Source organism: Methylophilus sp. E2MeOHC9, assembly GCF_058744375.1.
Genome location: NZ_CP196024.1, coordinates 2,343,817 through 2,366,607 on the forward strand (window position 1 = coordinate 2,343,817; position 22,791 = coordinate 2,366,607).

Below are 22,791 nucleotides of genomic sequence, written 5' to 3' on the forward strand. Positions count from 1 at the left end.
TCATGAGTGTTTCACAAGAAGATATTGCAAACACCCTCTACTTTGACAGAACATTTAATTGCGATGCAGCCAAGATCTCTCCTGGAGAATATTACTATACCGATAAGGATATGCTGATTGTCACGGTGCTTGGCTCATGCGTATCTGCCTGTATCCGCGATACCAGGTCTGGCATTGGCGGCATGAATCACTTCATGCTGCCTGAGAGTGGCAGCGCAGATCGCGATAGCCCTGTTTCAGAATCCATGCGCTATGGCACTTATGCCATGGAAGTACTGATCAACCAGTTGTTGAGGAATGGCGCCAAGCGTGAGAATCTCGAAGCCAAGATTTTTGGCGGGGGCAATGTTTTGCGTAGTTTCACAACCAATAACGTCGGTGATCGCAATGCAGAGTTCGTTAAAAAATACCTCAAAGATGAAGGTATTAAAGTGACCGGGGAAGACCTGCTGGATATTTATCCACGTAAAGTCTATTATTTTCCCAAAACCGGTAAAGTGCTAGTGAAAAAACTGAAACAACTGAACAACTACACCTTGGTCAAACGCGAGCAGGCTTACTCCAGCAAGCTGAAAACCAACGATGTGGGCGGCGATATCGATTTGTTTTGATAATAATAATTATAAAAAGGAAATCATATGAAAACCAAAGTATTAGTCATTGATGATTCGGCGCTGATCCGCAGCTTGCTGACAGGTCTGATCAATGATACCAAAGACCTGGAAGTGGTAGGCGCCGCGCCTGACCCTTTGGTCGCGCGTGAAATGATCAAGCAATTGAACCCGGATGTGCTGACGCTAGATGTGGAAATGCCGAGGATGGACGGGCTGGATTTTCTGGAAAAACTCATGCGCCTGCGGCCTATGCCGGTAGTGATGGTTTCTACGCTGACAGAAAAGGGTTCTGAAATCACCTTGCGTGCGCTGGAACTGGGCGCCACGGATTTCGTGACCAAACCCAAAATGGGTATCTCGCAGGGCATGCAGCAATATGCCGATGAAATTACCGATAAGATCCGCACGGCTGCCAAAGCCAAAGTCAGCACGTTGCAAAGCATAGCCAAAGCGTCAGCTGCTGGTGGCCAGGTGCAAAATGCCATCCGTAACCCTTTGATCAGTAGTGAAAAATTGCTGATCATCGGCGCCTCTACCGGTGGTACCGAAGCCATCAAGGCCTTTTTAATGCAAATGCCTTCAGACTGTCCTGGTGTGTTAATCACGCAACATATGCCGGCAGGGTTTACCAAATCCTTTGCTGACCGTTTGGACAGCCTGTGCAAGATCTCAGTCAAAGAAGCCGTGGATAATGAGCGGATCTTGCCAGGCCATGCCTACATTGCGCCAGGTGACAAGCACTTACTGTTGGCCAGAAGTGGTGCCAACTATGTCACTCGCCTGTCTGATAGCGAGCCGGTGAATAGACACAAGCCTTCTGTAGATGTATTGTTTGATTCTGCAGCGACGCACGCCGGTAAAAATGCCATAGGCATTATCATGACCGGCATGGGTAAAGATGGCGCGGTGGGCATGTTGCAAATGAAAGAAGCCGGGGCTTACAACTTTGCGCAAAATGAAGATAGCTGCGTTGTCTACGGCATGCCTCGTGAAGCGGTTGCACATGGTGGCGTGCATGAGATCGGGCATTTAAAAGACCTGCCAAGGCTAGTGTTGCATTACCTGGCAACCAATAGTGAACGCGCGATGCGCGTTTAAACCTGGTAAAGAACAAACAGGCAATTCAGCGCTTTATTGGCGCTAGCATTGATACCATCCCGGTTGATAATGCTGACTATAAAATATGTCACTAATGATAGCGGAGTAACAAATGGGCAATCCGAATACTAAATTTCTGGTGGTTGATGATTTTTCCACCATGCGCAGAATTGTGCGTAACCTGCTCAAAGAGCTGGGCTACAACAATGTCGAGGAGGCAGAGGATGGTGCCGATGCATTGAGCAAATTACGCAGTGGTGATTTCGAATTTGTGGTGTCTGACTGGAACATGCCAAATATGGATGGGCTGACCATGCTGCAAAATATCCGTGCAGATGCGAAACTATCCAAATTGCCAGTGTTGATGGTGACGGCGGAAGCCAAAAAAGAAAACATCATTGCAGCCGCACAAGCAAAAGCAAACGGTTACGTGGTGAAGCCTTTTACTGCGGCAACGCTGGAAGAAAAATTATCTAAAATCTTTGAGAAACTGGAAAAAGGCGAGGCGTAACCATGACCGAAGCTGTCAATCCGAATCAAGACAATGCAATGGTAGATATGGCTTCTGCCTTGATGCATAACCTGAACGATAACCAACAAGAAGATATGATCAGCCGGATTGGCCACATGACACGCACGCTGCACGACAGCTTGAGTGCATTGGGTTATGACAAGGTGCTGGAACAAGTGGCGCAGGAAATCCCCGATGCGCGTGATCGCTTGAATTATGTTGCCAAAATGACCGAGCAGGCCGCTGAACGTGTATTGAATGCCACTGATCTGGCCACGCCATTGCAGTCTGAGCTCGCTGACAGGGCCAGTATTTTAAAAGCCCGCTGGCAAGAGGTGATGGCGAGTTCGGCACTCAAATCCGAATATGATTCTGTGGTGCATGAAACGCTGGAATACCTGTCTCTGGCAGATAAAAATACGGCAACCACTAAATCGTTGCTGATGGATATCATGATGGCGCAGGATTTCCAGGACCTGACCGGGCAAGTGATCAAGAAAATCACTACCTTGGTACAAGAGCTGGAGAGACAGCTGGTGCAAGTGCTGGTGGACTTTTCGCCCGGTGCCAAAAAAGAAGAGCCTTCAGATTCATTGCTGAATGGCCCGCAAATCAACCCGCACAATACAGTGGATGTGGTTTCTAACCAGGAGCAGGTTGACGATTTGCTGGATAGTTTAGGATTTTAAAAACTGACTTTTCAAGCAAAATAACAAAAAGGGCCCGTTGGCCCTTTTTGCTTATGCATAACCGACACGCTCCTCCACCGGCAATGCCGCTAACTCATCATCAGTGTAGACACGGCCACGCGTGATAAAAGCAAAGCCGCTGCCACAATCGAGTGAAAATGAGCCACTGGAGCCGGGCACTGCATCGAGGATGGTATGCGTATTCGCCATAAAGCTGAAATGGCTGTCGCCCATATAAAAAATCGCGCCCGCCAGTACACCTAGTTTCACATCCGACGGGCTGGGCCTGAACTCGGCGGCGGGCATGCACATGGGGCCGCTGCCTTCACAACAGCCGCCAGATTGCAGGAACACTATCGGGCCGTGCTGCTGGGTGAGCTGTTCAATCAATGTGAGCGCACTGGGTGTTGCAGAAAGTCTTTCAGCCATGGTTTTTCCTCAATATTTATCTTATAGACAAAAAAGGGGCGAAAAATTCGCCCCTTTTTAAACTACTTTAGATCAAGTGATGATTCACCCTGCGCTTAGAAGAAACCCAGTTTTTTCGGGCTGTAGCTGACCAGCAGGTTTTTAGTTTGCTGGTAGTGGTCCAGCATCATTTTGTGCGTCTCGCGACCAATGCCTGATTCTTTATAACCACCAAACGCCGCGTGAGCAGGGTAGGCGTGATAACAGTTGGTCCAGACACGGCCAGCTTTGATACCGCGGCCCATACGGTAAGCACGGCTACCATCGCGTGACCAGACGCCAGAACCCAGGCCAAAGATCGTGTCATTGGCAATGCTCAAGGCTTCTGCTTCATCTTTAAAGGTAGTCACTGCCAATACCGGTCCAAAAATCTCTTCCTGGAAGATACGCATTTTATTGTGGCCTTTAAACAACGTTGGTTTCACATAATAGCCATCTGCCAGATCACCACCCAGGACATTACGCTCGCCACCACACAGCAGTTGCGCACCTTCCTGTTGACCAATATCCATGTAAGACAGGATCTTGTTGATCTGGTCTTGTGAGGCTTGCGCACCTATCATGGTGTTAGGGTCCAGCGGGTTGCCTTGTTTGATCGCAGCGACACGCGGCAATACACGCTCCATGAATTTGTCGTAAATGGATTCCTGAATCAGTGCACGTGATGGACAGGTACAGACTTCACCCTGGTTAAACGCAAACAGCACCAGGCCTTCGACCGCTTTGTCGAGGAAGTCATCGTCGGCAGACATGATATCTTCAAAGAAAATGTTAGGCGATTTGCCGCCCAGTTCCAGCGTTGCCGGAATCAGGTTGTTGGCCGCCGCCTGGGCAATAAAACGACCAGTGGCTGTTGAGCCGGTAAAGGCGATTTTATTGATACGTTTGCTGTTAGAGAGCGGGGCGCCCACTTCACGGCCATAACCGTTCACGATGTTCATCACACCAGGCGGTAATATGTCCCCAATCACTTCCATCAATATCAGGATGCTGATAGGCGTGAATTCCGCTGGTTTCATCACGACACAGTTACCTGCAGCAACGGCTGGTGCCAGTTTCCAGGCAGCCATCAAGATAGGGAAGTTCCAGGGAATAATCTGGCCGATCACGCCTAGTGGTTCATGGAAATGATAAGCCACAGTGGTCTCATCCAACTCGCTCAGGCTGCCTTCCTGCGCACGTAACGCACCGGCAAAATACCTGAAATGGTCGGCAGCCAGTGGGATATCTGCATTCATTGTTTCACGGATAGGTTTACCGTTATCGACGGTTTCAGCGGTGGCGATCAGTTCAAGATTCTGTTCGATACGATCTGCAATTTTCAGCAATAAATTAGAGCGTTCTGCCGCAGAAGTTTTCGCCCATTTATCAGCTGCTGCGTGCGCGGCATCCAGCGCCAGCTCGACATCCTCAGCACTGGAGCGGGCAGCCTGCGTATATGGCTTACCAGTAATGGGGGAAATCACATCAAAATACTCACCCTTTACTGGCGCGACCCACTTGCCACCAATAAAGTTGTCATATTTTGCCTTGTAAGGGACTTTTACTCCCATGGCTTTCAATAGATCCAAACTCATAATCACTCCTGTACTTTTTGTATAGATGTTATAGCAGAACTGCTCTCCAAACCGCCATATTGAACGTGAGTTCAATAATCTGAAAAATCATCTGTAAAGCCGCTTAAAATAAGGCTTTTTAAGATGATTAACGGGATAAACATTAACCCTTAAAACCCACAAAATCAAGCGTTTTTGCTGTGTTTCTAATGATTTATAAGATAACTGAGTTAGTTGCTTTAATCCTGAAAAGTTCAATCGCTTACACGTGTGGCGCTGGCGTTAAATCGCGCTATTTTGCAATCTGATTGTTCCGCTATAAATCATTTGGCGCGTTATGTGGAATCAGCTATAATCGCGCCTTCTTTCGGAGAGATGGATGAGCGGTTTAAGTCACCACCCTGGAAAGGTGGCATAGGGGCAACTCTATCGAGGGTTCGAATCCCTCTCTCTCCGCCAGCAGTACAGTGAAGCCTGTTTTCTGTGACTAATCAATAAGTGACAGACCGCAGGCTTTTTCTTTTTAGCAGCATGATTGCGTGATGCTCTCTGAATCGTTGGCAAACAGTCTTCTCGAGAAATCATCATTAGCCTGATGACTGGAAGAAGCTGGGGTCAGCATGAATTTAAATAAAGCCTTATGGTGCTGAGTCTCAAAAGAAAAAGGCACCCTTAAGGGATGCCTTATAAACACTCGGAGATACCCATACAGTCTGACGAATTAGGGTGGGGCTGATTTACCCAGCTTGAAACAAGTTGCCTCATCTCAAACTGTCCTAGTGGCAAATAAGCCCTTAACTAGAATGCAAGGAATCATTCGGTATGCCAATAGGAGTTATTCCTGAGTTTATTCCTTGTGGGTTTTACCTGCGAAATTAGTGAGGTTTAAGCGTATTCAAGCAAAAAAAAACCTCTCGGCTGTGCAAGAGGGAGGAGGGTTTGCTTAAATGGATTTCTTAATCTTGCGCTGATGATCCTCTTAAGGCGATAGCGACATTAAATGCCGTTAAGACACTTTCAACGTCGAGGATGTTCTCACCTATGAATGCCTGAATGTCTCCGGCCAGGGTATGGATAACCACTGCGTATTTGGGCGTGGCCAGAAACCACAGCATGCCGCCATAGATCATTGAAAAGAGGCCGATGTAGGGCAGGTTGCCATTGCCAAAGAGAAGTGCCAGGCCGCCAAACAAGCACACCCTGGCAAAATTAAGTGGAGGTTTAAGTGTTTTGGATTCAACCGTAGTCACATTCTTAATGGCGATAGCCTTGCCGTTGACAATGAATCGCGTATTACTGACGCTGATCCCTTGATAGCTAAAGTAAATGGATTCTTCCATAAATCACCTCCGTAATGTCATCAAGATGTGTTAACATTATATTACTATAAATTAACCAATAATAACAATATATCTAGTCCTTTAGTCTTAGCCAAAGCGGGTCATTGTTGTTGCTTTGCGCGCCTCATAGAATATCCCTGGCGTTACCCCTAACAAAAAATAAAAAGAGAATCGTAATATGTTGCATAAATTGATTTTACTCACCGGCTTGATTGCTTCCATTGGCGCGCATGCCGCCACATCTACCAACTCACCTGTGCCAGAGCCTGAGAGCATGAGTTTGATGCTGCTTGGATTGGGACTTATCGGCGTAATTGTGTTTCGCCAGAAGTAGGCTGATGATTTCCTGATAGTTGAATCAGCTCTCACCTCAATCACACTCAATGTTGTTTTGGGAGAAACAAGTACTTCTGGGTTACGCCCTCGCTACTTAAAATTTCACTGGCTTAACGCATTAATGTGGTACAAGTGTCCTAGTGTTTTACTCCCGCTACCTCTGTAGCCACCACAAATAATGAAGGACACAAAATGAAAAAACTATTAGTCAATGTACAACTGGAGATGGACGTTCCTGACGCTTGGGATTTAGTTGAACATCCGGACGACGTTCAAGCGATCAAACTTGAGGATGGTCGATTTATGTACATGAGTTTCTTGCCGATGTTTACTGAAGATCCTAAAGCGGGTGCTGAATGGAGCAGTGAATGCACGGAAGAGTTGAGTGATGAAATCCTGGATATGGTGGCCGATGAAGAAGTGCTGATGAAGTTTGAGACTGAATAATTAAAGCACTTAGAGTAGATAGCACTCCTGAACTGGCTCTACTCATTTCACTCAGTTAATGAAAAAACACCTCACGAGGTGTTTTTTCATTTTATTCAATAAGTGGTTTTAACGCATTCAAGCTGCAGACTACATGCGATTGAAGCCTTATTGATTTAAGTTTTATGGTTTCTTTTTCTCTGTTGTTTTGTCACTTTTTACAGCGTCTGCCGGGGATGCTTTTTTGGCGCCTACGCTAATATCTTTCTTCAGGTTGTTGAGGGTTGCCTGGCCTATCCCAGGTACCTGGTCTATTTCTTCTACAGTTTTGAAACCGCCATTCTTTTTCCTGTATTCAATAATAGCCTGAGCCTTTGCCGGGCCTATGCCATTCAGGCTCTCCAGTTCAGCCTGGCTGGCGGTATTGATATCCACTGCGGCATAAGCAAATGGGGATGAAAGTAACAACATTAAAGTCACTAAAAATGTGTATCTCATAGCTTCTCCTGATCGTAAAAAAATAAAAGCAGGCCAATAGTTAGCCTGCTTTTATTCTAATAGTGAGGAGCCCGCTGTCACGGGCCGCTGCTTTTAATTTGTTAATTAATGTTAAATATTTTTAATAATTGTGTTTAATGCAACAATGGGATCAGCTGCTTGTGTAATTGGGCGGCCAATGACCAGATAGTGAGAACCCAGCGACATCGCTTCCTTAGGTGTCACAATCCGGGTTTGGTCGTCCTGGCTCGCATCCGCCGGACGAATTCCCGGGGTCACCAGGCAGAATGCTGGGCCAAGTGCCTGTTTGAGCATGGCAGCTTCTTGGGCGGAGCAGACAACTCCGTTTAGCCCGGCATCTTTAGTCAGGCGAGCTAGTGCCAATACGTGATCACTTAAAGAGCGCTGGATACCCAGGCTATGCAGGGTTGGTTCATCCATACTGGTGAGTACAGTCACAGCAATCAGCAAAGGTGCTTTTGAACCAAATGCTTTATCCAAACCTTCACGTGCCGCTTGCATCATAGGCAGGCCGCCACTGGCGTGTACATTCAGCATCCATACGCCAAGATTAGCCGCGGCCTGGCAGGCCTTGGCTACGGTGTTGGGGATATCATGAAACTTCAGGTCAAGAAACACATCATAGTGCTGTTTTACAAGCGATTCGACAAAGGCAGGGCCTGCAGCGGTAAACAGTTCTTTGCCGACTTTTAATTTGCACAGGGCAGGGTCCAGGCGAGCAACCAGTGCTTGCGCAGAGGCCGCATCGGCGTAGTCGAGGGCAACAATAATTTTGCTATCAGTCATGAGTGCTCAGTACAAAAACAGTGAAAGAACGATTATTTGCGTTTAAGCAACTTGATGTCACGGATGGTGGCTTCAGTCGGCTCGGCGGGGAGAGACTCCCAGGCATTGCAGGCTGGGCATTGCCAGTGGTATTGCTTGGCGCGGAAACCACATTGGTCACAGTAATAGGCCGCGCGGTCGCCGATGGCATTACGTACGGTTTGCTGCATAAGCTGTAAATCATGCTGTTCATCTTCCAGCATGGCACGAGCCTGCAGCAATTGGTCCAGTGATTTTAAACTCGGTTTGCGTATCAGTTCATTCCGCGCCAGTTTGGCTGCTGTATCGGCGCCCTCAGCCTGCAACGTGGCCTCGTATAACACTGACATCATGCTGCTTAACTGGTAGGACTCAAGGTATTGACTCAACTGGGCCAGGCCTTCTTTTAAGCCTTTGGATGCGTTGCCGGCCGTCGCCTCACCTTCGCGTAAAGCGGCGTAGCTTTTCAGCATTTTTTGTGCGACCAGGCCCAGGTATTCCGGATCCTGCATTTCGATTCTTTTCCAGAAGGCGATCGCCGCTGCGTGATCTTCTTGCTGTGCCGCCATATCGCCTAGCAGCACATTGGCGCGTACACAGTTTTTGTTTGCATCCAGGGCTTGCACCAGCAGGTCGGTAGCATGTTGCCAGTCTTGCTGGATAATGGCGTTGACGGCCAGCTCGCAGTAATATTGGGCGACTTCTTTGCGATAAGAAATACCGGATGAGCCTTCTAACTCAATTGCCATGGCAATCGCTTGCGACCACTCCCGCTCTTTCACATATATTTCAAGCAAATGGCGTAATGCGGCCTGTTCATAACGTGTATGACGTAAAGTTAAAAATAATTCTTCCGCGCGGTCATATAATCCGGCTTTAAAGTAATCCTGTGCCAGTTCCACTTTAATCGAAGTCGACTGTTGCTCAGTCAACTCATAGTTTTCCAGCAGATTCATATGCAGGTGGATAGCGCGGTCAGTTTCGCCGGTGCGACGGAACAGGCTGCCCAATACAAAATGCAACTCAAGCGAATCCTTATTCAGGTAGAGCGCTTCACTGAAGGCATCTACCGCTTTGTGGTACTGGTCCGCAATCAGCAGGTTCAGGCCTTTAAAATAAGTAGCGGGCAGGGAGGTCGATTCTGCGATCAACTGCTTGATATCCACGCGGGCGGCGATCCAGCCCAGCGTGAAAAACAGTGGCAAAATCAATAACCACCAATATTCAAATTCAACCAGCATACAAGGTCTCTTTTTTAGATAGCGCCTATTTTACCTTAAGCGCCTGAGGTGTTGGCATGAATATGGCGATGCCATGAATTTAGTAAAGCGATGGCGATGCCATTCAGGCAAAGCACGGCGAAAAAAAACGGCATCTCATTGAGATGCCGTTTTTGTCAGCAAAGGCTGATTTACTCCATAGCGTCTACGCGGTCGCGCAGTTCCTTACCTGCCTTGAAATGAGGCACATACTTGGCTGGCACCTGTACTTTGGTGCCAGTTTTAGGATTGCGTCCCAAACGAGGCGGGCGGTAGTTCAAACTGAAACTACCAAAACCGCGGATTTCAATACGCTCGCCAGTCGCCAGGTTCTCTGTCATCGCATCGAGGATGGTTTTAACAGATAACTCGGCATCTTTCAGCACTAATTGCGGAAAGCGCTGTGCAAGTAAATCGATAAGTTCAGATCTAGTCATGACCTAAAGCCTTTATTATTTTTTGCTGTCCAATTTAGCTTTCAACAAAGCACCCAGGTTAGTGGTACCCGCTGAAGCTTCATCGATAAGGACATCATCTGTTTTTGCTTTTTTGGCTTTTGGTTTGCCGCCTTTGTCGTCACCAATTGGCGCACTGTTGCCGCTTGGATCTTCAGTCAGCTGCTTCACGCCCAGAGAAATACGCTCTTTCTCAACATCAATTGCCAGGATAACGGCTTGCAGCTCGTCACCTTTCTTGAAGTTGCGGATCGCTTCTTCGCCAGACTGTGTCCATGACAGGTCAGACAAGTGAACCAGGCCATCAATGCCGCCTGGCAGACCGATAAACACACCAAAGTCAGTGATAGATTTGATTTGGCCAGATACTTTGTCGCCTTTAGCGTGCGTTGCAGCGAAATCATCCCATGGGTTTGGTTTGCACTGTTTCATACCCAGTGACAAACGACGACGGTCTTCGTCGATTTCCAGGATCATTACTTCAACTTCGTCGCCCAATTGAGCGATTTTGCCCGGATGGATGTTCTTGTTAGTCCAATCCATTTCAGACACGTGTACCAAACCTTCAATACCCGGCTCTACTTCAACAAACGCGCCGTAGTCAGTCAGGTTAGACACTTTACCGAACAGGCGTGTGCCTACTGGGTAACGGCGGCTCAATGCCACCCATGGGTCGTCGCCCAATTGTTTGATGCCCAGAGAAACACGGTTTTTCTCTTGATCGAATTTCAGGATCTTGGCTTCAACTTCTTCACCAACGGTCAGCACTTCAGATGGGTGCTTCACACGGCGCCATGCCAGGTCAGTGATGTGCAACAGGCCATCGATACCACCCAGATCCACGAACGCGCCGTAGTCAGTGATGTTTTTAACGATACCTTTGATTACAGCACCTTCAGTCAGGCTGCCCAGCAATGCTTCACGGTCAGCACCCAGGGTGTCTTCCATGACTGCGCGGCGTGAAACAACGATGTTGTTACGCTTGCGGTCCAGTTTGATGACTTTGAAGTCCCACTCTTTGTTTTCGTAAGGAGTCGTGTCTTTCACCGGGCGGATGTCTACCAGTGAACCAGGCAAGAATGCCATGATGCCGCTGACAGAAACGCGCAGGCCACCTTTAACACGGCTGCTGACAAAGCCTTTAACAACACGGCCTTCGTTCATGGCTTCTTCCAGATCCAGCCATGCTTGCATTTTCTTCGCTTTTTCGCGAGACAGTTGTGTAGAACCAAAACCATCTTCCAGCTTTTCAATCGCCACTTTGACGAAGTCGCCTACAGCAACTTCAAGTTCGCCCTGGGCATTTTTGAACTCACCGGCATTAATCACGCTTTCGGATTTAAGGCCAGCGTTAACAATCACGAAATCATTGTCTACAGAGACTACTTCGGCGGTGATCACTTCACCAGCGCGCATTTCCTGGCGGGCCAGGCTTTCTTCGAAGAGGGCTGCAAAAGATTCGTTAGAAGAGGTTGAATTAGAAATAGAAGCCATTAAAAAATTGTCCAAATTTACACGTAAAACAACACATGCCGTTATACGCGCCATTGCTACTCAAGATAAGCAGGCAACGGATAAAGTTAATATATGTCACATCCAGCTGGCGCCAGAGATAACGCGAATCTGGAACTATACACAAAAAAATTATTCACTTCAATGACTTAAAGCGTTTTTTATGTAATTTCCGTGGTCTTTTTAAAGGCGTCTACAATCATATCGACGGCTTGGGCGATATTCATTTTCGTCGTATCCACCAACATCGCATCCGGCAATTGTTTCAGGGGTGCTGAAGCGCGTTGCGTGTCACGTAGGTCGCGCTGCCTCAGATCTTCCAGAATCGTATCGTAATCGGCAGTGTCGCCGCGTTGGATGAGTTGATCATAGCGGCGTTGGGCACGGGTCTCAACGCCTGCGGTGAGGAATACTTTTAATGCAGCATCCGGGAAAATGACCGAGCCTATGTCGCGTCCATCTCCCACCAACCCAGGCATTTTCCTGAAATTTCTTTGAGTTTGTAGCAGGGCAGTGCGCACCTCAGGATGTACTGCGACCTCAGAAGCACCTTTACCCATATGTTCGGTGCGAATATGTGGGCTGACATGAACACCATTTAAAAACGCTTCACCGCCCTCAAACTTGATATCCATCGCCGAGACGATGTCTGCCAGTTTAGCTGCGTCTGACCATGACACAGATTGTGTGTGCGCTGCATAAGCCAGCAAGCGATAGAGTGCGCCGGAATCCAGGTAATGAAAGCCAAATACGGCTGCGACACGTTCTGCAACGCTGCCTTTACCGGAAGCGGAAGGGCCATCAATGGCAATCACTGGCCATAAGGGTTGTTCAGTCATAAATTTTGCTTATCGAATACTTAAAAACAATGAATTGGATTGAATAAATAGGGTTTTATATGATGTGCCTAACGATTAAGGAGCACCTCATGATTAAAACATTTTCTTTCGCTATCCTGCATTTCAGCGTGGCCTTTAGCATTGCCTACCTGCTCACCGGCAGCATCCTGATTGGTGGCCTGATGGCGCTGATTGAGCCTGCCATTAATACTGTCGTATTTTATTTCCATGAGCGGGCGTGGAACCACCACCAGCATGGTCATGCCGCCGTTAAAGAGGCGGATGAACATGAGTGGGCTTACGCTGCCTGATTAATGCGCAATACTACTAAATACCTTAAAGTATTCAGGGAAGGTTTTAGCCACGCATTTGGGATCATTGATCGTGACAGGCACACCGGCCAGGCTGATCAATGAAAAGCACATCGCCATGCGGTGGTCATCATAGGTATCGATCACTGCATTTTCAATCAGCTTTGTAGGTGGCGTAATCTCGATAGCGTCAGCCGCTTCTGTGACGGTTGCCCCCACTTTGCGTAATTCTGTCGCCATGGCAGCAATGCGGTCAGTTTCTTTCACACGCCAGCTGGCTATATTGCGCAAGGTGGTTGTGCCTTGCGCAAACACCGCCATCACCGCCAGCGTCATGGCAGCATCAGGGATATGGTTGCAATCCAGGTCAATCGCCTTAAGTGCACCTGTTTTTTCTGCGCGTACATGATTCTCGTCATAGCTGATACGGCCACCCATCAGTTTGGCCGCTTCCGCAAACAGAATGTCGCCCTGAATACTGTGCTGACCAACGCCTTGCACGGTGACATCGCCCGCCAGGATACCTGCCGCAATAAAGTATGAAGCACTCGAGGCATCACCTTCGACGTAAATCTCGCCTGGGGATTGGTAACCAGTAGCAGCTGGAATATGAAAACTTTGCCAGCCATCTCGTTCTACAATGACGCCAAAGCGCTGCATCAGGTTAAGCGTGATTTCAATATAAGGTTTGGAAATCAACTCGCCTACCACTTCAATCGTGGCTGCCTGGCCTGTCATCGGCAATGCCATCAGCAAAGCGGTCAAAAACTGGCTGGAGACATCACCACGGATTTGAATCGGCTGGCTGACATCGAGTGTTGCCGGGGAGATTTGCAGGGGAGGGTAGTGCTCGTTGTCCAAATAACTGATATCGGCCCCTGCTTGCTGAAGTGCTGTGACCAAATCACCAATCGGGCGCTCATGCATGCGCGGTACACCATGTAAATGGTAACTGCCATTTGAAAAAGCCAGTGCTGCTGTCAGCGGCCTGAAGGCTGTGCCAGCGTTGCCAAGAAACAAGTCCGCCTGCTTGTTTGGAAAGTTACCAGCACACCCGGTCACGCGCCAGGCGTTTTCAGCGATGTTTTCCAGCTTAATCCCTAGCGATTGCAGCGCTTCCAGCATGCGTGCAGTGTCATCTGAATCCAGCAAGTCGCGTATCACTGTCACACCGTCAGAAAGCGCTGCCAGCAACAAGGTGCGGTTGGAAATGCTTTTTGAGCCGGGTAGTGTAATCGTGCCGGTGGCTTGTGTGGCGGCAGCTAAATGCAGTTGTTCCATATATATTGAGTCTACTATTGAGTTTTGGATTTAGCCCAGGCATTACGGGCGTTGCTGGCATGTTCAAATAACGCAAACAAACCTTCATCATCATTATTTTCAAGCAATGCCGTCATTTCACTCACCGCTTGTTGATAGGTACTAAGCTCTTGTAATAAGGCCTGTTTATTTGCCAAAGCAATATCACGCCACATTTCAGGATGGCTGCCAGCAATCCGGGTAAAGTCACGGAAGCCACTGGCGGCAAATTTAAACAGTAATTCTGCATTGTCACGCTTGGCTAAATCCTCTACCAGGGCGAATGCCAATAAATGCGGCAAATGGCTGACTGCGGCGAATACACTGTCATGTTCTTCCGGACGCATATTGGACACCAGCGCACCGCAGTTTTGCCATAGCGTAGTCACTTTTTGTACAGCCTCTGTGCTGGTCACACTCGCTGGTGTAAGAATGACGTTTTTGCCTATATATAAATCAGACATTGCCGCAGCTGGGCCGCTTTTTTCAGCCCCGGCGATCGGGTGCCCACCCACAAACTGGTTAAATTTTTCACCCAGTTCGGCCTGGGCATAAGCCATGACATCAGATTTTGTGCTGCCCGCATCGGTGATCACTGTGTGCACAGAAAGATGGGGACGAATAGATTTTAGGATGGCTGGCGTTTGTGCAACAGGCGCTGCGATGAGGACTAAATCTGCATTTTCTAGCGCGCTTGCAACATTCGTTTCTGCAACATCAATCAATCCTAAATGTAATGCTTCCTGCAGGCTTTGATTTGAGCGGCCAACGCCAATTATCTGTGGCGGATTGGGCAGCTTTTTCAGTGCCAAGGCGACTGAACCGCCAATCAATCCCACGCCAAATATTACAATTTTCTTGAACATTCAGGAATTGTATCATGTCATACAAGTGCGTCTGAAGTTTGGCTAGTATGGGTTTCAGGCGTATAATTGAAAGCTTGCTTTGGGGCTGACCAGGTTTCGACGTGGGTTGCAAAGCAGTGCAGGGCATACCGAGGGTTCAGGTTTCCTCGTAAATCCATCTGAAAAAGTATAGTCGCAAACGACGAAACTTACGCTTTAGCCGCTTAATACCGGCTGAACGCTGCCCCGAAGAGTCTCTCGGTCGGGCCGGGTAACCGGCAGCAGCGTCATTTAGAGAGAATCGTGCGTGGTTGGGTTGCTTAATCACGCATTAAATCCAAGGCAACTCGCTTTACCCTTGCTTGCTCGTTGGTGAGTGTACGGTTAAATATAAACAACACAGCTAAGTATGTAGAACTGTCTGTGGAGGGCTTGCGGACGGGGGTTCGATTCCCCCCAGCTCCACCAATCTTAAGTAACTAATGCAGTATATGTCGTCAAAAAACCCGCTCAAGAGCGGGTTTTTTGACGTGTATCCATTCCTCAAAAGTCTGTTTTTAATATACGCGTCAGCGATATTGCATTTTCAAGCGAATACAGAACCTGCGCTTTGCCACCATGCGCAATTGATCAAAAATCATCTGCTTCCAAACAAACCGCGCCCTGATAGTCTGTTCGTCAGTGTCATTGATTTTGAGCTGATTAAGCTGTTTTCGAGGTTTCCTTCTCGTGACGGCAAAAGCATGATGCTTGATACGTTCAAGCTTGTTTGCTGGTGCTGCCAGCGCGCCGGATATCCAGCGATGAAACACCACTGGTTTTACGTTGGCTAGTTTTATCGCTTTTTGCAGATTTAATGTCCCTAAATATTTGCCGATTTTTAAACTCCAATTCAGTGAATGTTGCGTGTGTATTTTCTCAACTCTGCTTTTATTTTGCATGGTTTTATTTTTCATATGATTTCCCTTTTCCTATGATTATTATGACCATAAATTACATTGATAGAAATTAATAACCCATTTAAATCAATACATTAAATAATAAACTTAATGTATTACGACTCTATCAGCGATAGGGCTTTTGTATCAATAGGAATCTTTACTCAGCGCGTGGAAGAAATTTTTTGCAAACTAAATACGTTATAAATTTGTCACAAAAGGAAACCAAGCAAACTGATAGCCATAGAAACAACATGAACCTTACGCATAGCAATGAAGCAAAACTTGTCCAGGACGTAGAAACACTACGCATTCAATTCCCACAAGCAAAAGATTTATATAGAGAAGTCTGCCGACTGATGTTTTTTCGATACGGGATCCAGCCGACCGCGAATAAGCTTTATCAGCTTGTGCGCAAAGGCACCATGTCGATACCTGCGCAGGCAGTAAGTAACTTTTGGTCCGAACTCAGGCTTAAAAACAGGGTGGATATTGAGCACTCTGGTTTGCCGGACAATTTGCGCGAATTCGCTGGCGAAGCCCTTAGTACATTATGGAAATCCGCCCTAGAGGTCGCCAGGCAAAACGTCAAAGAAAAACACTCAGCCATCAATGGCCTGGAAAGCAGTAACAGGCTGGAGTTAGAAAATTGCAAGGCGCAACTCAGGAAGCTGGAGTCGCTCAACATTGAACAGTCTTCAGAGTTGGCCATGCTTAGAAAACAGCTGCAGGAGAGCGAAAAAAGATTCCTGATTGATCATCAGGTATCAGCTACTCACAAAGAATCAGTCAAAACGCTGCAGTATGAGAAATCAGCCTTGGAAGGTTCGCTAAAGAGTATCAATAATGAATTTGATACCGAGCTGAACAAGCTGCATGCTGCCTTGAAGTTTTCAGAAGAACGATTCAGGAAGCTGGAGGCGAAATCATTTCTGGATGTCGACAGGGAGCGGCAGCGTACATATAAGCTGGAATCTGAAATCGCTGAATTAAAAAAAGCATTGCTGACAGAACATGCAGTCAATAAAAGCCAATCAGCCAAGAACCAAAAACTGGTTAATGAGTTACGCGAAAATGTGGGCGTGATCAAAGGGCAATTAAAAGAGTCGCAGCGCCAGCAATTAGTCGCGTCAAACAAGTTAAAGCAAATTGAAAGAAAAAAGGCATTACTTAAATGAGTATGTGCACATGAGACTCTAAATTTAAAACACTTCGCATAATCATTAGCAAGTGCTAAATGCAGGGCTAGAAGCCAGCATAACAGCGCCTGAAAGCATTGCTGTCACTGCTAATAGTGACAAACTAGCGTAGCCTGCCTCTAATAATTTAATTCCGCTTGTAACATCTAATTTTGCCTTTTCCATCAGTTTTAAACTGGTCAATGTATTAGGGTTGCTTTTACCCTTTTTCCAGTTGTTTACCTTCTGCATATCTATATCTAAAGCTTTGCAAAGCTCGTAGTCGCTTTGATACCCGCCTTGGTTTTTTGCCATTTCAAATAATTCATACCCGTTCATAGCTTTTCCTTTCTTAAATCACAATCAAATTATATTTACTAAATATTTATTGACAAGATAAATATTTATTTAGTATATTGCACTTACTAAATATTTATTTATCAGACCGTGCACCTGCCCCCATGGTTCTGTTTATTTCACAGGGGCTATATAAGGGCTTAAATTATGTCAAATCTACTTCAAGTTTTATCAATCGGCCTTCTTGAGTCTGGTAAAAGCCAGCGCGGTACAGAATGGCATCGTCGTATCTTCCAAGTTTATGATTTTGGCTCAAAAGTGGCTGGAAATATCCCTGTATATGGGGAAAAAGAAAAACTCGAAACATATAAAGAGGGCGGCAAGTATGAGCCTGTAATAACAATTAGGGCAGGGGATAACGGTCGCTTGCAGCCATCAATCGTGGATTTAATCCCAGTAAAGGCAGCGTAATAGAAAACAAAAAAGCCAACTGACTGGAATCAATTGGCTTTTTCTAATTTCAACCTTCTCTGATAAGGCCGAAACATGGAAGCAAGTATATACGACAATTTTGACCACTTCAATGATTCCGAGCTTGACCCAAAAGGCCATAGAACTGTTGAAAGTCCTTACGAATTTAAAGTAAAGATAACGACCTTTTTAAACAAAACAGTCGACCTAACTATGAGCCGTATTAAACACATCATTCCAAAGATGCACAGTGATTTAATTCACGGCGAAATCACGACCTACAGTAAGACATTAACGGAAGAAGAAAGGGCTGCTAAAGATGCGGAAAATATTGTTAGGGCTGTCAGGCGTGCTAAACAATCAGTACATTTTGCAATTAGACAAATTGGCGGTGACCACCTTCTTACGCTCACTACGCGTGAAAACATCACAGACCGTGAAACCTTCTTTAAGCACTTTAAAGAGTTTATTAGACTTGTACGCTCAAAGATTCTTGTTAACGGTCAACTTGTTACCGTCCCGCGCAAATCATACGCTTACGTTGCTGTTCCTGAGCTTCAAGAACGTGGTGCTTATCACATGCACTGTGTTGTTGCTGGTCGTCAAGATGTTAAGTTTTTACGTGCTTGTTGGTATGTTGCTCTCGGTGGTTCTGTTAATGATTCATCTGATAATTCGCTTGGCAATATCGACGTTCAATATCGTCAGAAACGCTGGGGTAATACCTCAGAGACATACAGCACCTTCCAGTTGGTACGTTACCTCACAAAATACATTGATAAGGATTTCGAAAAGGACACGGCGCTTGGCAAGCATAGGTATTTAAAAGCTCGCGAAATTCCAAAACCCATTCAATACAGTCAGGTATTAATGTCGTGTAACGCTGGCGGCAAAGACTTTATCGACGCAATGGTCGAGGTATCACAAATTGCTCAATTTATTACAGGGCAACATCCAACACAAATGATTCCATGGAATAGGGGCGAAGACATTTATATCCTCCGTTCAGCCTATGTGGATTAAACCATTAATTGAATTGGCCTTTCTGGCCACTACGCTGGCAGTCGTTTACTGCCGCTTTATTTAAAGGGTGTAATCATGAAAAAAATCAGTTTAGTTTCCTTGTTAATGCTTGTTGCTGCTCAAGCACAAGCTGCTCTGCCAACTGGTGTGACAACTGCTATTGAAGGCGCAACTGCTGACGGTGTAGCACTGGGTGGCGCGTTTTTGGGTATGGCTGTAACTGTGGGCGTTTTGTTCTGGTTGAAACGCAAGGCAGGCTAATCAAAAACTTGACGGGCTTACTTATCAGTAATCCCGTCTTTTTTTAAGGTGATCAGATGAACGAATTTGCAAAACAATTGAATAATGATACTGCCCAAGGTTGGTTGCGCAATATTCTTGATAATATCGAAAAAAACCCGAATTATTTAGAAACAATTTCACCTCTTGAAAAGATCACTTTCACTATGGCGATCGGTTCCCTTGCAATCAAAATTTTGCAAAAAAGCCTTAAATAATGGGCTTTCAACTAAAAGATGTTTGTTATGCAACTGAAGCAATGGCACAAGATGCGCACGCTCAATCGATGCAGCCTGCTTTTGTCGTCAACTCTGAAACAAGCCTTTTCTTCTATCCTGAAAAAGTCTCTGGTTCTTGGTGCATGGGTACTCACACTTTGTCTACTGGTGGCCTTACTCAATGTGCTGCAATCAGCTTTCCTGCTTTTACAACCTGCACAGACCATAGCGACCCAACTGCCCAATTTTTAACTGGGATGGAACTTGGCTCTGCTGTATCCGGTGCGATTGTTATAGCCTTTTTATGGCGCTACTTAAGAGTGAGACATTAATGAATGAACTTGCAAACATTTATCTTTGGGCTGGCTTCCTTATTGTGGTTTTACCTGTTGTCACTCTCACAAAATGAAGCGTCTATTACTGCTTTTCCTCTTATTGGTATGTAGCCAGGTACATGCTGTAACAGTTAAGCCTACCTTCTGGTACAACACAAAAGGCTTAACCTCTTACACTCCTGCCAATGCTGATTCACAATTTTCTACAGTGGATGCTGCCTGTCGCAACTGGTTTGATACTCTCTACGCTAATTCACAAAACCTTGTTTCCGCTAGTGTGAGTAATGCTAGTCCAACCGCCGCTGGTACTTGCTATTTGGTAATGACTGCTAAGTCTTCCGGCGCTGCAACCAACAATAGCCAAGGCATCCAAACTGCGTTTGCTTGCCCTGCAGGATTTACTTTTAATCTAGTAAATACAAATTACGCTCTCTCGACCTGCTCGGCCTCTTCTTGCCCTGCAAGCATGACATCAGTGAACGGTGTGTGCGTCGATGTATGCAACACAAAAAAAGGTAATGATGCGACCATCAATATCAATTGCGCATCATCAAATGCACCATCACTGGTTTGTATGCCTGACAGTTGTGTGGCTCAAATGACTGGTTCGGCTGTCGGCCAAAAGAATGGTTGTTACTTTGGATATGCTTACGGCAAATATAACGGTCAGACCTGTACCGGCCAGCCCAATTCGACTAATTACTCAAACCCAACACAAGCCCCAGTAGAACCTGAACCAAGTCCAGAAACTGACTGTATTAAACAGGGTAAAACCTTTGGTTCTGTTAACGGTGTCACCGTCTGCGTACCAAAGACATCATCCGGCGGTGCGCCAACTACTACCAAGACCGAAACAACTACGACAACTACAAACACGCAAACAAACGGCAATGCCAGCACCAACACTGCGACTACTACAAAGGAAACCACCAAAGACGGTGAAAACATCAAAGAAGTAACTACAAAGCAAAACGCAGATGGCACAAAAACAGAAGAGGTTAAAACCATGCCGGTCGGTGAGTTTTGTGTTCAAAACCCATCACACAGCCTATGTAAGACTGCATCAGAAAAAGAGGAGGAGGGTGCTGACCCTTGCGAAGATAATCCCGACCTTCCCCAATGTATGTCACTCGGTACACCAACTGACGGCGATGCTATAGGTACTGAAACCCGCACTGTCAGCTTCACTGCCGTCGATATCACTTCCGGCGGTTCGTGTCCTCCTGACAAATCATTATCAGTGGCTGGACGGTCACTTACATTTAGCTATTCATGGTTGTGTGAGTACGCCTCCAGTTTTAGACCTTTTATGCTGGCCTTCGCTTACCTATCAGCGGCCATGTTCTTATTCTGGGGTTATAAAGGGGCGCAAACATGATGACTTGGGCGGCATGGATTCTTGGTCTTGTATTACCAATAGCTAAAAAAGTAATGGTTGGCCTTGGCGTTGGCATTCTCACAGTGACAGGCTTTGACCTAGCAATAGGCCAACTCACCAATATGATTAATCAATCGATTGGTGGCACTACGGCTGATATTCTCGGCATTGCGACAATGATGGGTATACCAGAATCAATAGGCATCATACTCGGCGGTGTCTCATCTGCTGCCACAATCATGGCTGTAAAGAGGTTTAACATTTTATGATCACAATCATTACGGGTGTGCCAGGCATGGGGAAAACTGCCTTACTGGTGCAAATGCTTCTAAAGAATGACAAGGCCGCTAACCCGCGGCCTGTTTTTGTTATGGGTATACCAGATCTAAAAATAGAGCACTTCAAAGCGCCGCCAGTGGAAGAGTGGACAGAAAAGCGACAAGATGCCGATGACCCATCTTTAATGCTTGATTACTTCACATTCCCGCCCAACTCCTATTTGGTGCTTGATGAAGCGCAAAGGGTCTATCGGCCACGCGCTGCCGGTACAAAAGTACCTCCGCACGTTTCAGCACTCGAAACGCACCGTCACACTGGTTTAGACATCATCCTGTTAACCCAAAAGCCAAACTTAGTGGACGTGAACGTCAGACACCTCTGCGGCCGCCATATCCATATACGTGATTCAATCATTGGCCGCCGTCTGTATGAATGGCCCGAATATAACGACACGGACAATAAAGCCAATTTAGACGCGGCCATAAAGAGGGCGTTTAAACCTCCTAAAGAATCATTCAAGCATTACAAATCAAGTGAGATGCATACAAAACAACCTAGGCGCTTCCATCAGGTCTGGGTGTATCTGTTTCTGGCCGTCTCATTTTTCGCATATATGAGTTACAAGGCATTCTCAAATATTTATGGAAAGGCAACCGATGAAAAAAGTAAAAGCGTCGAAGTGGTCGAAAAGGGCAAGGCTCCTAATCCGCCTGGACAAACTGGCGGTACAGCGTTACAACAAGGCACCGCCATGGCAGGGCAACGGTCCACCGATAATCCGAAAACCTATTCGGGGCCGGACCCTGCCTTTAATATCTCGAACGAGGTACACCCGTACAGTGGATTCAAGTTTATTTTGGTTGGCCGCGTTGAGGGTAAAGGTAGACAACTTACATACTACAGGCTCGAAAGTGAAGGCTACGGTTTTACGGCCACAAGTAAAGAGCTGGAAGAGTTAGGCTACTCAATCAAGGTTGCTAATCGATGCACTGCTTACCTAATGTATGAGAAGGCGCAAATAGTAGCCATCTGCGCCCTGCCAGAAGCCCCGCAAAAGGCTGAAGTGACTAGTGTGGCATCAGACAGCCCCACGGGGGATATTAGGGGGCGCCAGCCCCTTAATGCAGACAGCATCGATATGGACGCGAGAAGCTGGGATTCTTACCGTGCACCATCGCCAGCCACGAAGTATTAACGCTCTCTGCAAAACAAAGCACCTTTTAGGTGCTTTTTTATCGACCTTTAATTATCTTCAATTGATTACACTTATTAACAATCTATCGTTTCCCAGTGCGACAAGTCGGCAGCGGGCACCGCGGACGGCTGGGCGCTACGTCTGGCGGCCGAGGCCGCCACTAGATTTATATTACGGACGTTTTAGAAAACTAATAAGAAAAAATGCGGTATGAGTTTTGATTTTGAAAGGTTTGTAGATTTGCCCGAATGGTCGGACGAATTGAAAAGTTTGTATTGCGTATTGAGGGTTGAGGCTCGAATGGGTGCTAAACGTCGAA

At 46.6% G+C, this 22,791-nt stretch carries 29 protein-coding genes, 1 tRNA gene and 1 other RNA gene; 18 read left to right on the top strand and 13 right to left on the bottom strand.

The features are described from left to right. The first annotated feature begins 2 nt into the window (after positions 1-2). The 4 genes from cheD to cheZ all read left to right on the top strand — a co-directional run bounded on the left by cheD (position 3) and on the right by cheZ (position 2,912). Complete coding sequence (gene cheD / locus ACSSVF_RS11300) at positions 3-611, top strand: chemoreceptor glutamine deamidase CheD (protein ID WP_442586460.1); 609 nt, start codon at positions 3-5, stop codon at positions 609-611. 27 nt (positions 612-638) lie between these two features. Further along, a complete protein-coding gene (locus ACSSVF_RS11305) occupies positions 639-1,712 on the top strand; it encodes a protein-glutamate methylesterase/protein-glutamine glutaminase (protein WP_442586459.1) in 1,074 nt (357 codons plus the stop codon). Positions 1,713-1,824: 112 nt separating this feature from the next. Next, positions 1,825-2,223, top strand: a complete 399-nt coding sequence (gene cheY, locus ACSSVF_RS11310) for a chemotaxis response regulator CheY (protein WP_055831421.1) — start codon at positions 1,825-1,827, stop codon at positions 2,221-2,223. Positions 2,224-2,225: 2 nt separating this feature from the next. Further along, positions 2,226-2,912: a protein phosphatase CheZ gene (gene cheZ / locus ACSSVF_RS11315; protein WP_492403562.1), complete on the top strand. Its 687-nt coding sequence runs from the start codon at positions 2,226-2,228 to the stop codon at positions 2,910-2,912. 51 nt (positions 2,913-2,963) lie between these two features. Here the strand turns inward: cheZ and ACSSVF_RS11320 are convergent, their stop codons facing one another. After that, positions 2,964-3,341 carry a DUF779 domain-containing protein gene (locus ACSSVF_RS11320; RefSeq protein ID WP_442586457.1) on the bottom strand — a complete coding sequence of 126 codons (378 nt, stop codon included), beginning with the start codon at positions 3,339-3,341 and terminating at the stop codon, positions 2,964-2,966. A 95-nt stretch (positions 3,342-3,436) separates the two neighbouring features. Next, positions 3,437-4,957, bottom strand: coding sequence for an acetaldehyde dehydrogenase ExaC (gene exaC, locus ACSSVF_RS11325; RefSeq protein ID WP_492403564.1), 1,521 nt, complete (start codon positions 4,955-4,957; stop codon positions 3,437-3,439). Positions 4,958-5,305: 348 nt separating this feature from the next. Between exaC and ACSSVF_RS11330 the strand changes: the two genes are divergently transcribed. After that, positions 5,306-5,395: transfer RNA gene (locus tag ACSSVF_RS11330), tRNA-Ser, on the top strand. Between the two features lie 497 nt (positions 5,396-5,892). Here the strand turns inward: ACSSVF_RS11330 and ACSSVF_RS11335 are convergent. Further along, entirely contained in the window at positions 5,893-6,276 is a 384-nt protein-coding gene (locus tag ACSSVF_RS11335) for a DUF6232 family protein (protein ID WP_492403566.1), read from the bottom strand. Positions 6,277-6,454: 178 nt separating this feature from the next. On the opposite strand from ACSSVF_RS11335, the gene ACSSVF_RS11340 reads away from it, so the two are divergent. After that, positions 6,455-6,610, top strand: coding sequence for a PEP-CTERM sorting domain-containing protein (locus tag ACSSVF_RS11340; RefSeq protein WP_492403567.1), 156 nt, complete (start codon positions 6,455-6,457; stop codon positions 6,608-6,610). Positions 6,611-6,804: 194 nt separating this feature from the next. Further along, positions 6,805-7,059, top strand: coding sequence for a hypothetical protein (locus ACSSVF_RS11345; protein ID WP_442586453.1), 255 nt, complete (start codon positions 6,805-6,807; stop codon positions 7,057-7,059). 162 nt (positions 7,060-7,221) lie between these two features. Here ACSSVF_RS11345 and ACSSVF_RS11350 read toward each other — a convergent pair whose 3' ends face one another. From ACSSVF_RS11350 to cmk, 6 genes are all read right to left on the bottom strand, one after another. Further along, entirely contained in the window at positions 7,222-7,536 is a 315-nt protein-coding gene (locus ACSSVF_RS11350) for a ComEA family DNA-binding protein (RefSeq protein ID WP_492403569.1), read from the bottom strand. A gap of 111 nt (positions 7,537-7,647) precedes the next feature. Next, positions 7,648-8,343 carry an orotidine-5'-phosphate decarboxylase gene (gene pyrF / locus ACSSVF_RS11355; RefSeq protein WP_492403570.1) on the bottom strand — a complete coding sequence of 232 codons (696 nt, stop codon included), beginning with the start codon at positions 8,341-8,343 and terminating at the stop codon, positions 7,648-7,650. A gap of 32 nt (positions 8,344-8,375) precedes the next feature. Further along, the gene (gene lapB, locus ACSSVF_RS11360) at positions 8,376-9,602 is read right to left on the bottom strand and encodes a lipopolysaccharide assembly protein LapB (protein WP_492403572.1); all 1,227 of its coding nucleotides are present in this window, start codon (positions 9,600-9,602) and stop codon (positions 8,376-8,378) included. A 170-nt stretch (positions 9,603-9,772) separates the two neighbouring features. Next, a complete protein-coding gene (locus ACSSVF_RS11365) occupies positions 9,773-10,057 on the bottom strand; it encodes an integration host factor subunit beta (RefSeq protein ID WP_379029822.1) in 285 nt (94 codons plus the stop codon). Between the two features lie 15 nt (positions 10,058-10,072). Then, positions 10,073-11,569 carry a 30S ribosomal protein S1 gene (gene rpsA / locus ACSSVF_RS11370; protein WP_379055711.1) on the bottom strand — a complete coding sequence of 499 codons (1,497 nt, stop codon included), beginning with the start codon at positions 11,567-11,569 and terminating at the stop codon, positions 10,073-10,075. Positions 11,570-11,748: 179 nt separating this feature from the next. After that, positions 11,749-12,426 carry a (d)CMP kinase gene (gene cmk, locus ACSSVF_RS11375; protein WP_492403574.1) on the bottom strand — a complete coding sequence of 226 codons (678 nt, stop codon included), beginning with the start codon at positions 12,424-12,426 and terminating at the stop codon, positions 11,749-11,751. 89 nt (positions 12,427-12,515) lie between these two features. Between cmk and ACSSVF_RS11380 the strand changes: the two genes are divergently transcribed. After that, a complete protein-coding gene (locus ACSSVF_RS11380) occupies positions 12,516-12,737 on the top strand; it encodes a DUF2061 domain-containing protein (RefSeq protein ID WP_442586448.1) in 222 nt (73 codons plus the stop codon). Here ACSSVF_RS11380 and aroA read toward each other — a convergent pair whose 3' ends face one another. Next, complete coding sequence (gene aroA, locus ACSSVF_RS11385; RefSeq protein ID WP_492403575.1) at positions 12,738-14,018, bottom strand: 3-phosphoshikimate 1-carboxyvinyltransferase; 1,281 nt, start codon at positions 14,016-14,018, stop codon at positions 12,738-12,740. Between the two features lie 14 nt (positions 14,019-14,032). Next, the gene (locus ACSSVF_RS11390) at positions 14,033-14,902 is read right to left on the bottom strand and encodes a prephenate dehydrogenase (protein WP_492403576.1); all 870 of its coding nucleotides are present in this window, start codon (positions 14,900-14,902) and stop codon (positions 14,033-14,035) included. A gap of 81 nt (positions 14,903-14,983) precedes the next feature. Between ACSSVF_RS11390 and ssrA the strand changes: the two genes are divergently transcribed. After that, positions 14,984-15,349, top strand: a transfer-messenger RNA (tmRNA) gene (gene ssrA, locus ACSSVF_RS11395). Between the two features lie 101 nt (positions 15,350-15,450). On the opposite strand, the gene ACSSVF_RS11400 is transcribed toward ssrA, so the two are convergent. Continuing rightward, positions 15,451-15,837, bottom strand: a complete 387-nt coding sequence (locus ACSSVF_RS11400) for a hypothetical protein (protein WP_492403578.1) — start codon at positions 15,835-15,837, stop codon at positions 15,451-15,453. A gap of 341 nt (positions 15,838-16,178) precedes the next feature. Here ACSSVF_RS11400 and ACSSVF_RS11405 point away from each other — a divergent pair, with 341 nt between their 5' ends. Next, positions 16,179-16,997, top strand: coding sequence for a DNA-binding protein (locus ACSSVF_RS11405; RefSeq protein ID WP_492406352.1), 819 nt, complete (start codon positions 16,179-16,181; stop codon positions 16,995-16,997). 45 nt (positions 16,998-17,042) lie between these two features. On the opposite strand, the gene ACSSVF_RS11410 is transcribed toward ACSSVF_RS11405, so the two are convergent. Beyond that, entirely contained in the window at positions 17,043-17,336 is a 294-nt protein-coding gene (locus tag ACSSVF_RS11410) for a hypothetical protein (RefSeq protein ID WP_492403580.1), read from the bottom strand. Between the two features lie 165 nt (positions 17,337-17,501). On the opposite strand from ACSSVF_RS11410, the gene ACSSVF_RS11415 reads away from it, so the two are divergent. The 8 genes from ACSSVF_RS11415 (at position 17,502) to ACSSVF_RS11450 (ending at position 22,472) form a co-directional block, all read left to right on the top strand. Next, positions 17,502-17,765 (top strand): hypothetical protein, encoded by a 264-nt coding sequence (locus tag ACSSVF_RS11415; RefSeq protein WP_492403582.1) that lies wholly within the window; start codon positions 17,502-17,504, stop codon positions 17,763-17,765. A gap of 75 nt (positions 17,766-17,840) precedes the next feature. Continuing rightward, the gene (locus tag ACSSVF_RS11420) at positions 17,841-18,788 is read left to right on the top strand and encodes a rolling circle replication-associated protein (RefSeq protein ID WP_492403584.1); all 948 of its coding nucleotides are present in this window, start codon (positions 17,841-17,843) and stop codon (positions 18,786-18,788) included. A 75-nt stretch (positions 18,789-18,863) separates the two neighbouring features. After that, entirely contained in the window at positions 18,864-19,049 is a 186-nt protein-coding gene (locus tag ACSSVF_RS11425; RefSeq protein ID WP_492403586.1) for a major capsid protein, read from the top strand. A 56-nt stretch (positions 19,050-19,105) separates the two neighbouring features. Then, entirely contained in the window at positions 19,106-19,285 is a 180-nt protein-coding gene (locus ACSSVF_RS11430; RefSeq protein WP_492403588.1) for a hypothetical protein, read from the top strand. Beyond that, positions 19,285-19,617, top strand: coding sequence for a hypothetical protein (locus ACSSVF_RS11435; RefSeq protein ID WP_492403589.1), 333 nt, complete (start codon positions 19,285-19,287; stop codon positions 19,615-19,617). The genes ACSSVF_RS11430 and ACSSVF_RS11435 overlap by 1 nt, the downstream gene beginning before the upstream one ends. A gap of 73 nt (positions 19,618-19,690) precedes the next feature. Continuing rightward, a complete protein-coding gene (locus ACSSVF_RS11440) occupies positions 19,691-20,998 on the top strand; it encodes a virulence factor TspB C-terminal domain-related protein (RefSeq protein WP_492403590.1) in 1,308 nt (435 codons plus the stop codon). Continuing rightward, entirely contained in the window at positions 20,995-21,267 is a 273-nt protein-coding gene (locus tag ACSSVF_RS11445; protein ID WP_492403592.1) for a DUF2523 family protein, read from the top strand. The genes ACSSVF_RS11440 and ACSSVF_RS11445 overlap by 4 nt, the downstream gene beginning before the upstream one ends. Next, on the top strand, positions 21,264-22,472 hold the full coding sequence (locus tag ACSSVF_RS11450; RefSeq protein WP_492403594.1) for a zonular occludens toxin family protein: 1,209 nt from the start codon (positions 21,264-21,266) through the stop codon (positions 22,470-22,472). The genes ACSSVF_RS11445 and ACSSVF_RS11450 overlap by 4 nt, the downstream gene beginning before the upstream one ends. Positions 22,473-22,791 lie beyond the last annotated feature (319 nt).

Coding starts and splice junctions, on each gene's coding strand:
- cheD (WP_442586460.1), top strand. CDS start 3: ATGAGTGTTTCACAAGAAGATATTGCAAACACCCTCTACTTTGACAGA.
- ACSSVF_RS11305 (WP_442586459.1), top strand. CDS start 639: ATGAAAACCAAAGTATTAGTCATTGATGATTCGGCGCTGATCCGCAGC.
- cheY (WP_055831421.1), top strand. CDS start 1,825: ATGGGCAATCCGAATACTAAATTTCTGGTGGTTGATGATTTTTCCACC.
- cheZ (WP_492403562.1), top strand. CDS start 2,226: ATGACCGAAGCTGTCAATCCGAATCAAGACAATGCAATGGTAGATATG.
- ACSSVF_RS11320 (WP_442586457.1), bottom strand. CDS start 3,341: ATGGCTGAAAGACTTTCTGCAACACCCAGTGCGCTCACATTGATTGAA.
- exaC (WP_492403564.1), bottom strand. CDS start 4,957: ATGAGTTTGGATCTATTGAAAGCCATGGGAGTAAAAGTCCCTTACAAG.
- ACSSVF_RS11335 (WP_492403566.1), bottom strand. CDS start 6,276: ATGGAAGAATCCATTTACTTTAGCTATCAAGGGATCAGCGTCAGTAAT.
- ACSSVF_RS11340 (WP_492403567.1), top strand. CDS start 6,455: ATGTTGCATAAATTGATTTTACTCACCGGCTTGATTGCTTCCATTGGC.
- ACSSVF_RS11345 (WP_442586453.1), top strand. CDS start 6,805: ATGAAAAAACTATTAGTCAATGTACAACTGGAGATGGACGTTCCTGAC.
- ACSSVF_RS11350 (WP_492403569.1), bottom strand. CDS start 7,536: ATGAGATACACATTTTTAGTGACTTTAATGTTGTTACTTTCATCCCCA.
- pyrF (WP_492403570.1), bottom strand. CDS start 8,343: ATGACTGATAGCAAAATTATTGTTGCCCTCGACTACGCCGATGCGGCC.
- lapB (WP_492403572.1), bottom strand. CDS start 9,602: ATGCTGGTTGAATTTGAATATTGGTGGTTATTGATTTTGCCACTGTTT.
- ACSSVF_RS11365 (WP_379029822.1), bottom strand. CDS start 10,057: ATGACTAGATCTGAACTTATCGATTTACTTGCACAGCGCTTTCCGCAA.
- rpsA (WP_379055711.1), bottom strand. CDS start 11,569: ATGGCTTCTATTTCTAATTCAACCTCTTCTAACGAATCTTTTGCAGCC.
- cmk (WP_492403574.1), bottom strand. CDS start 12,426: ATGACTGAACAACCCTTATGGCCAGTGATTGCCATTGATGGCCCTTCC.
- ACSSVF_RS11380 (WP_442586448.1), top strand. CDS start 12,516: ATGATTAAAACATTTTCTTTCGCTATCCTGCATTTCAGCGTGGCCTTT.
- aroA (WP_492403575.1), bottom strand. CDS start 14,018: ATGGAACAACTGCATTTAGCTGCCGCCACACAAGCCACCGGCACGATT.
- ACSSVF_RS11390 (WP_492403576.1), bottom strand. CDS start 14,902: ATGTTCAAGAAAATTGTAATATTTGGCGTGGGATTGATTGGCGGTTCA.
- ACSSVF_RS11400 (WP_492403578.1), bottom strand. CDS start 15,837: ATGAAAAATAAAACCATGCAAAATAAAAGCAGAGTTGAGAAAATACAC.
- ACSSVF_RS11405 (WP_492406352.1), top strand. CDS start 16,179: ATGTTTTTTCGATACGGGATCCAGCCGACCGCGAATAAGCTTTATCAG.
- ACSSVF_RS11410 (WP_492403580.1), bottom strand. CDS start 17,336: ATGAACGGGTATGAATTATTTGAAATGGCAAAAAACCAAGGCGGGTAT.
- ACSSVF_RS11415 (WP_492403582.1), top strand. CDS start 17,502: ATGTCAAATCTACTTCAAGTTTTATCAATCGGCCTTCTTGAGTCTGGT.
- ACSSVF_RS11420 (WP_492403584.1), top strand. CDS start 17,841: ATGGAAGCAAGTATATACGACAATTTTGACCACTTCAATGATTCCGAG.
- ACSSVF_RS11425 (WP_492403586.1), top strand. CDS start 18,864: ATGAAAAAAATCAGTTTAGTTTCCTTGTTAATGCTTGTTGCTGCTCAA.
- ACSSVF_RS11430 (WP_492403588.1), top strand. CDS start 19,106: ATGAACGAATTTGCAAAACAATTGAATAATGATACTGCCCAAGGTTGG.
- ACSSVF_RS11435 (WP_492403589.1), top strand. CDS start 19,285: ATGGGCTTTCAACTAAAAGATGTTTGTTATGCAACTGAAGCAATGGCA.
- ACSSVF_RS11440 (WP_492403590.1), top strand. CDS start 19,691: ATGAAGCGTCTATTACTGCTTTTCCTCTTATTGGTATGTAGCCAGGTA.
- ACSSVF_RS11445 (WP_492403592.1), top strand. CDS start 20,995: ATGATGACTTGGGCGGCATGGATTCTTGGTCTTGTATTACCAATAGCT.
- ACSSVF_RS11450 (WP_492403594.1), top strand. CDS start 21,264: ATGATCACAATCATTACGGGTGTGCCAGGCATGGGGAAAACTGCCTTA.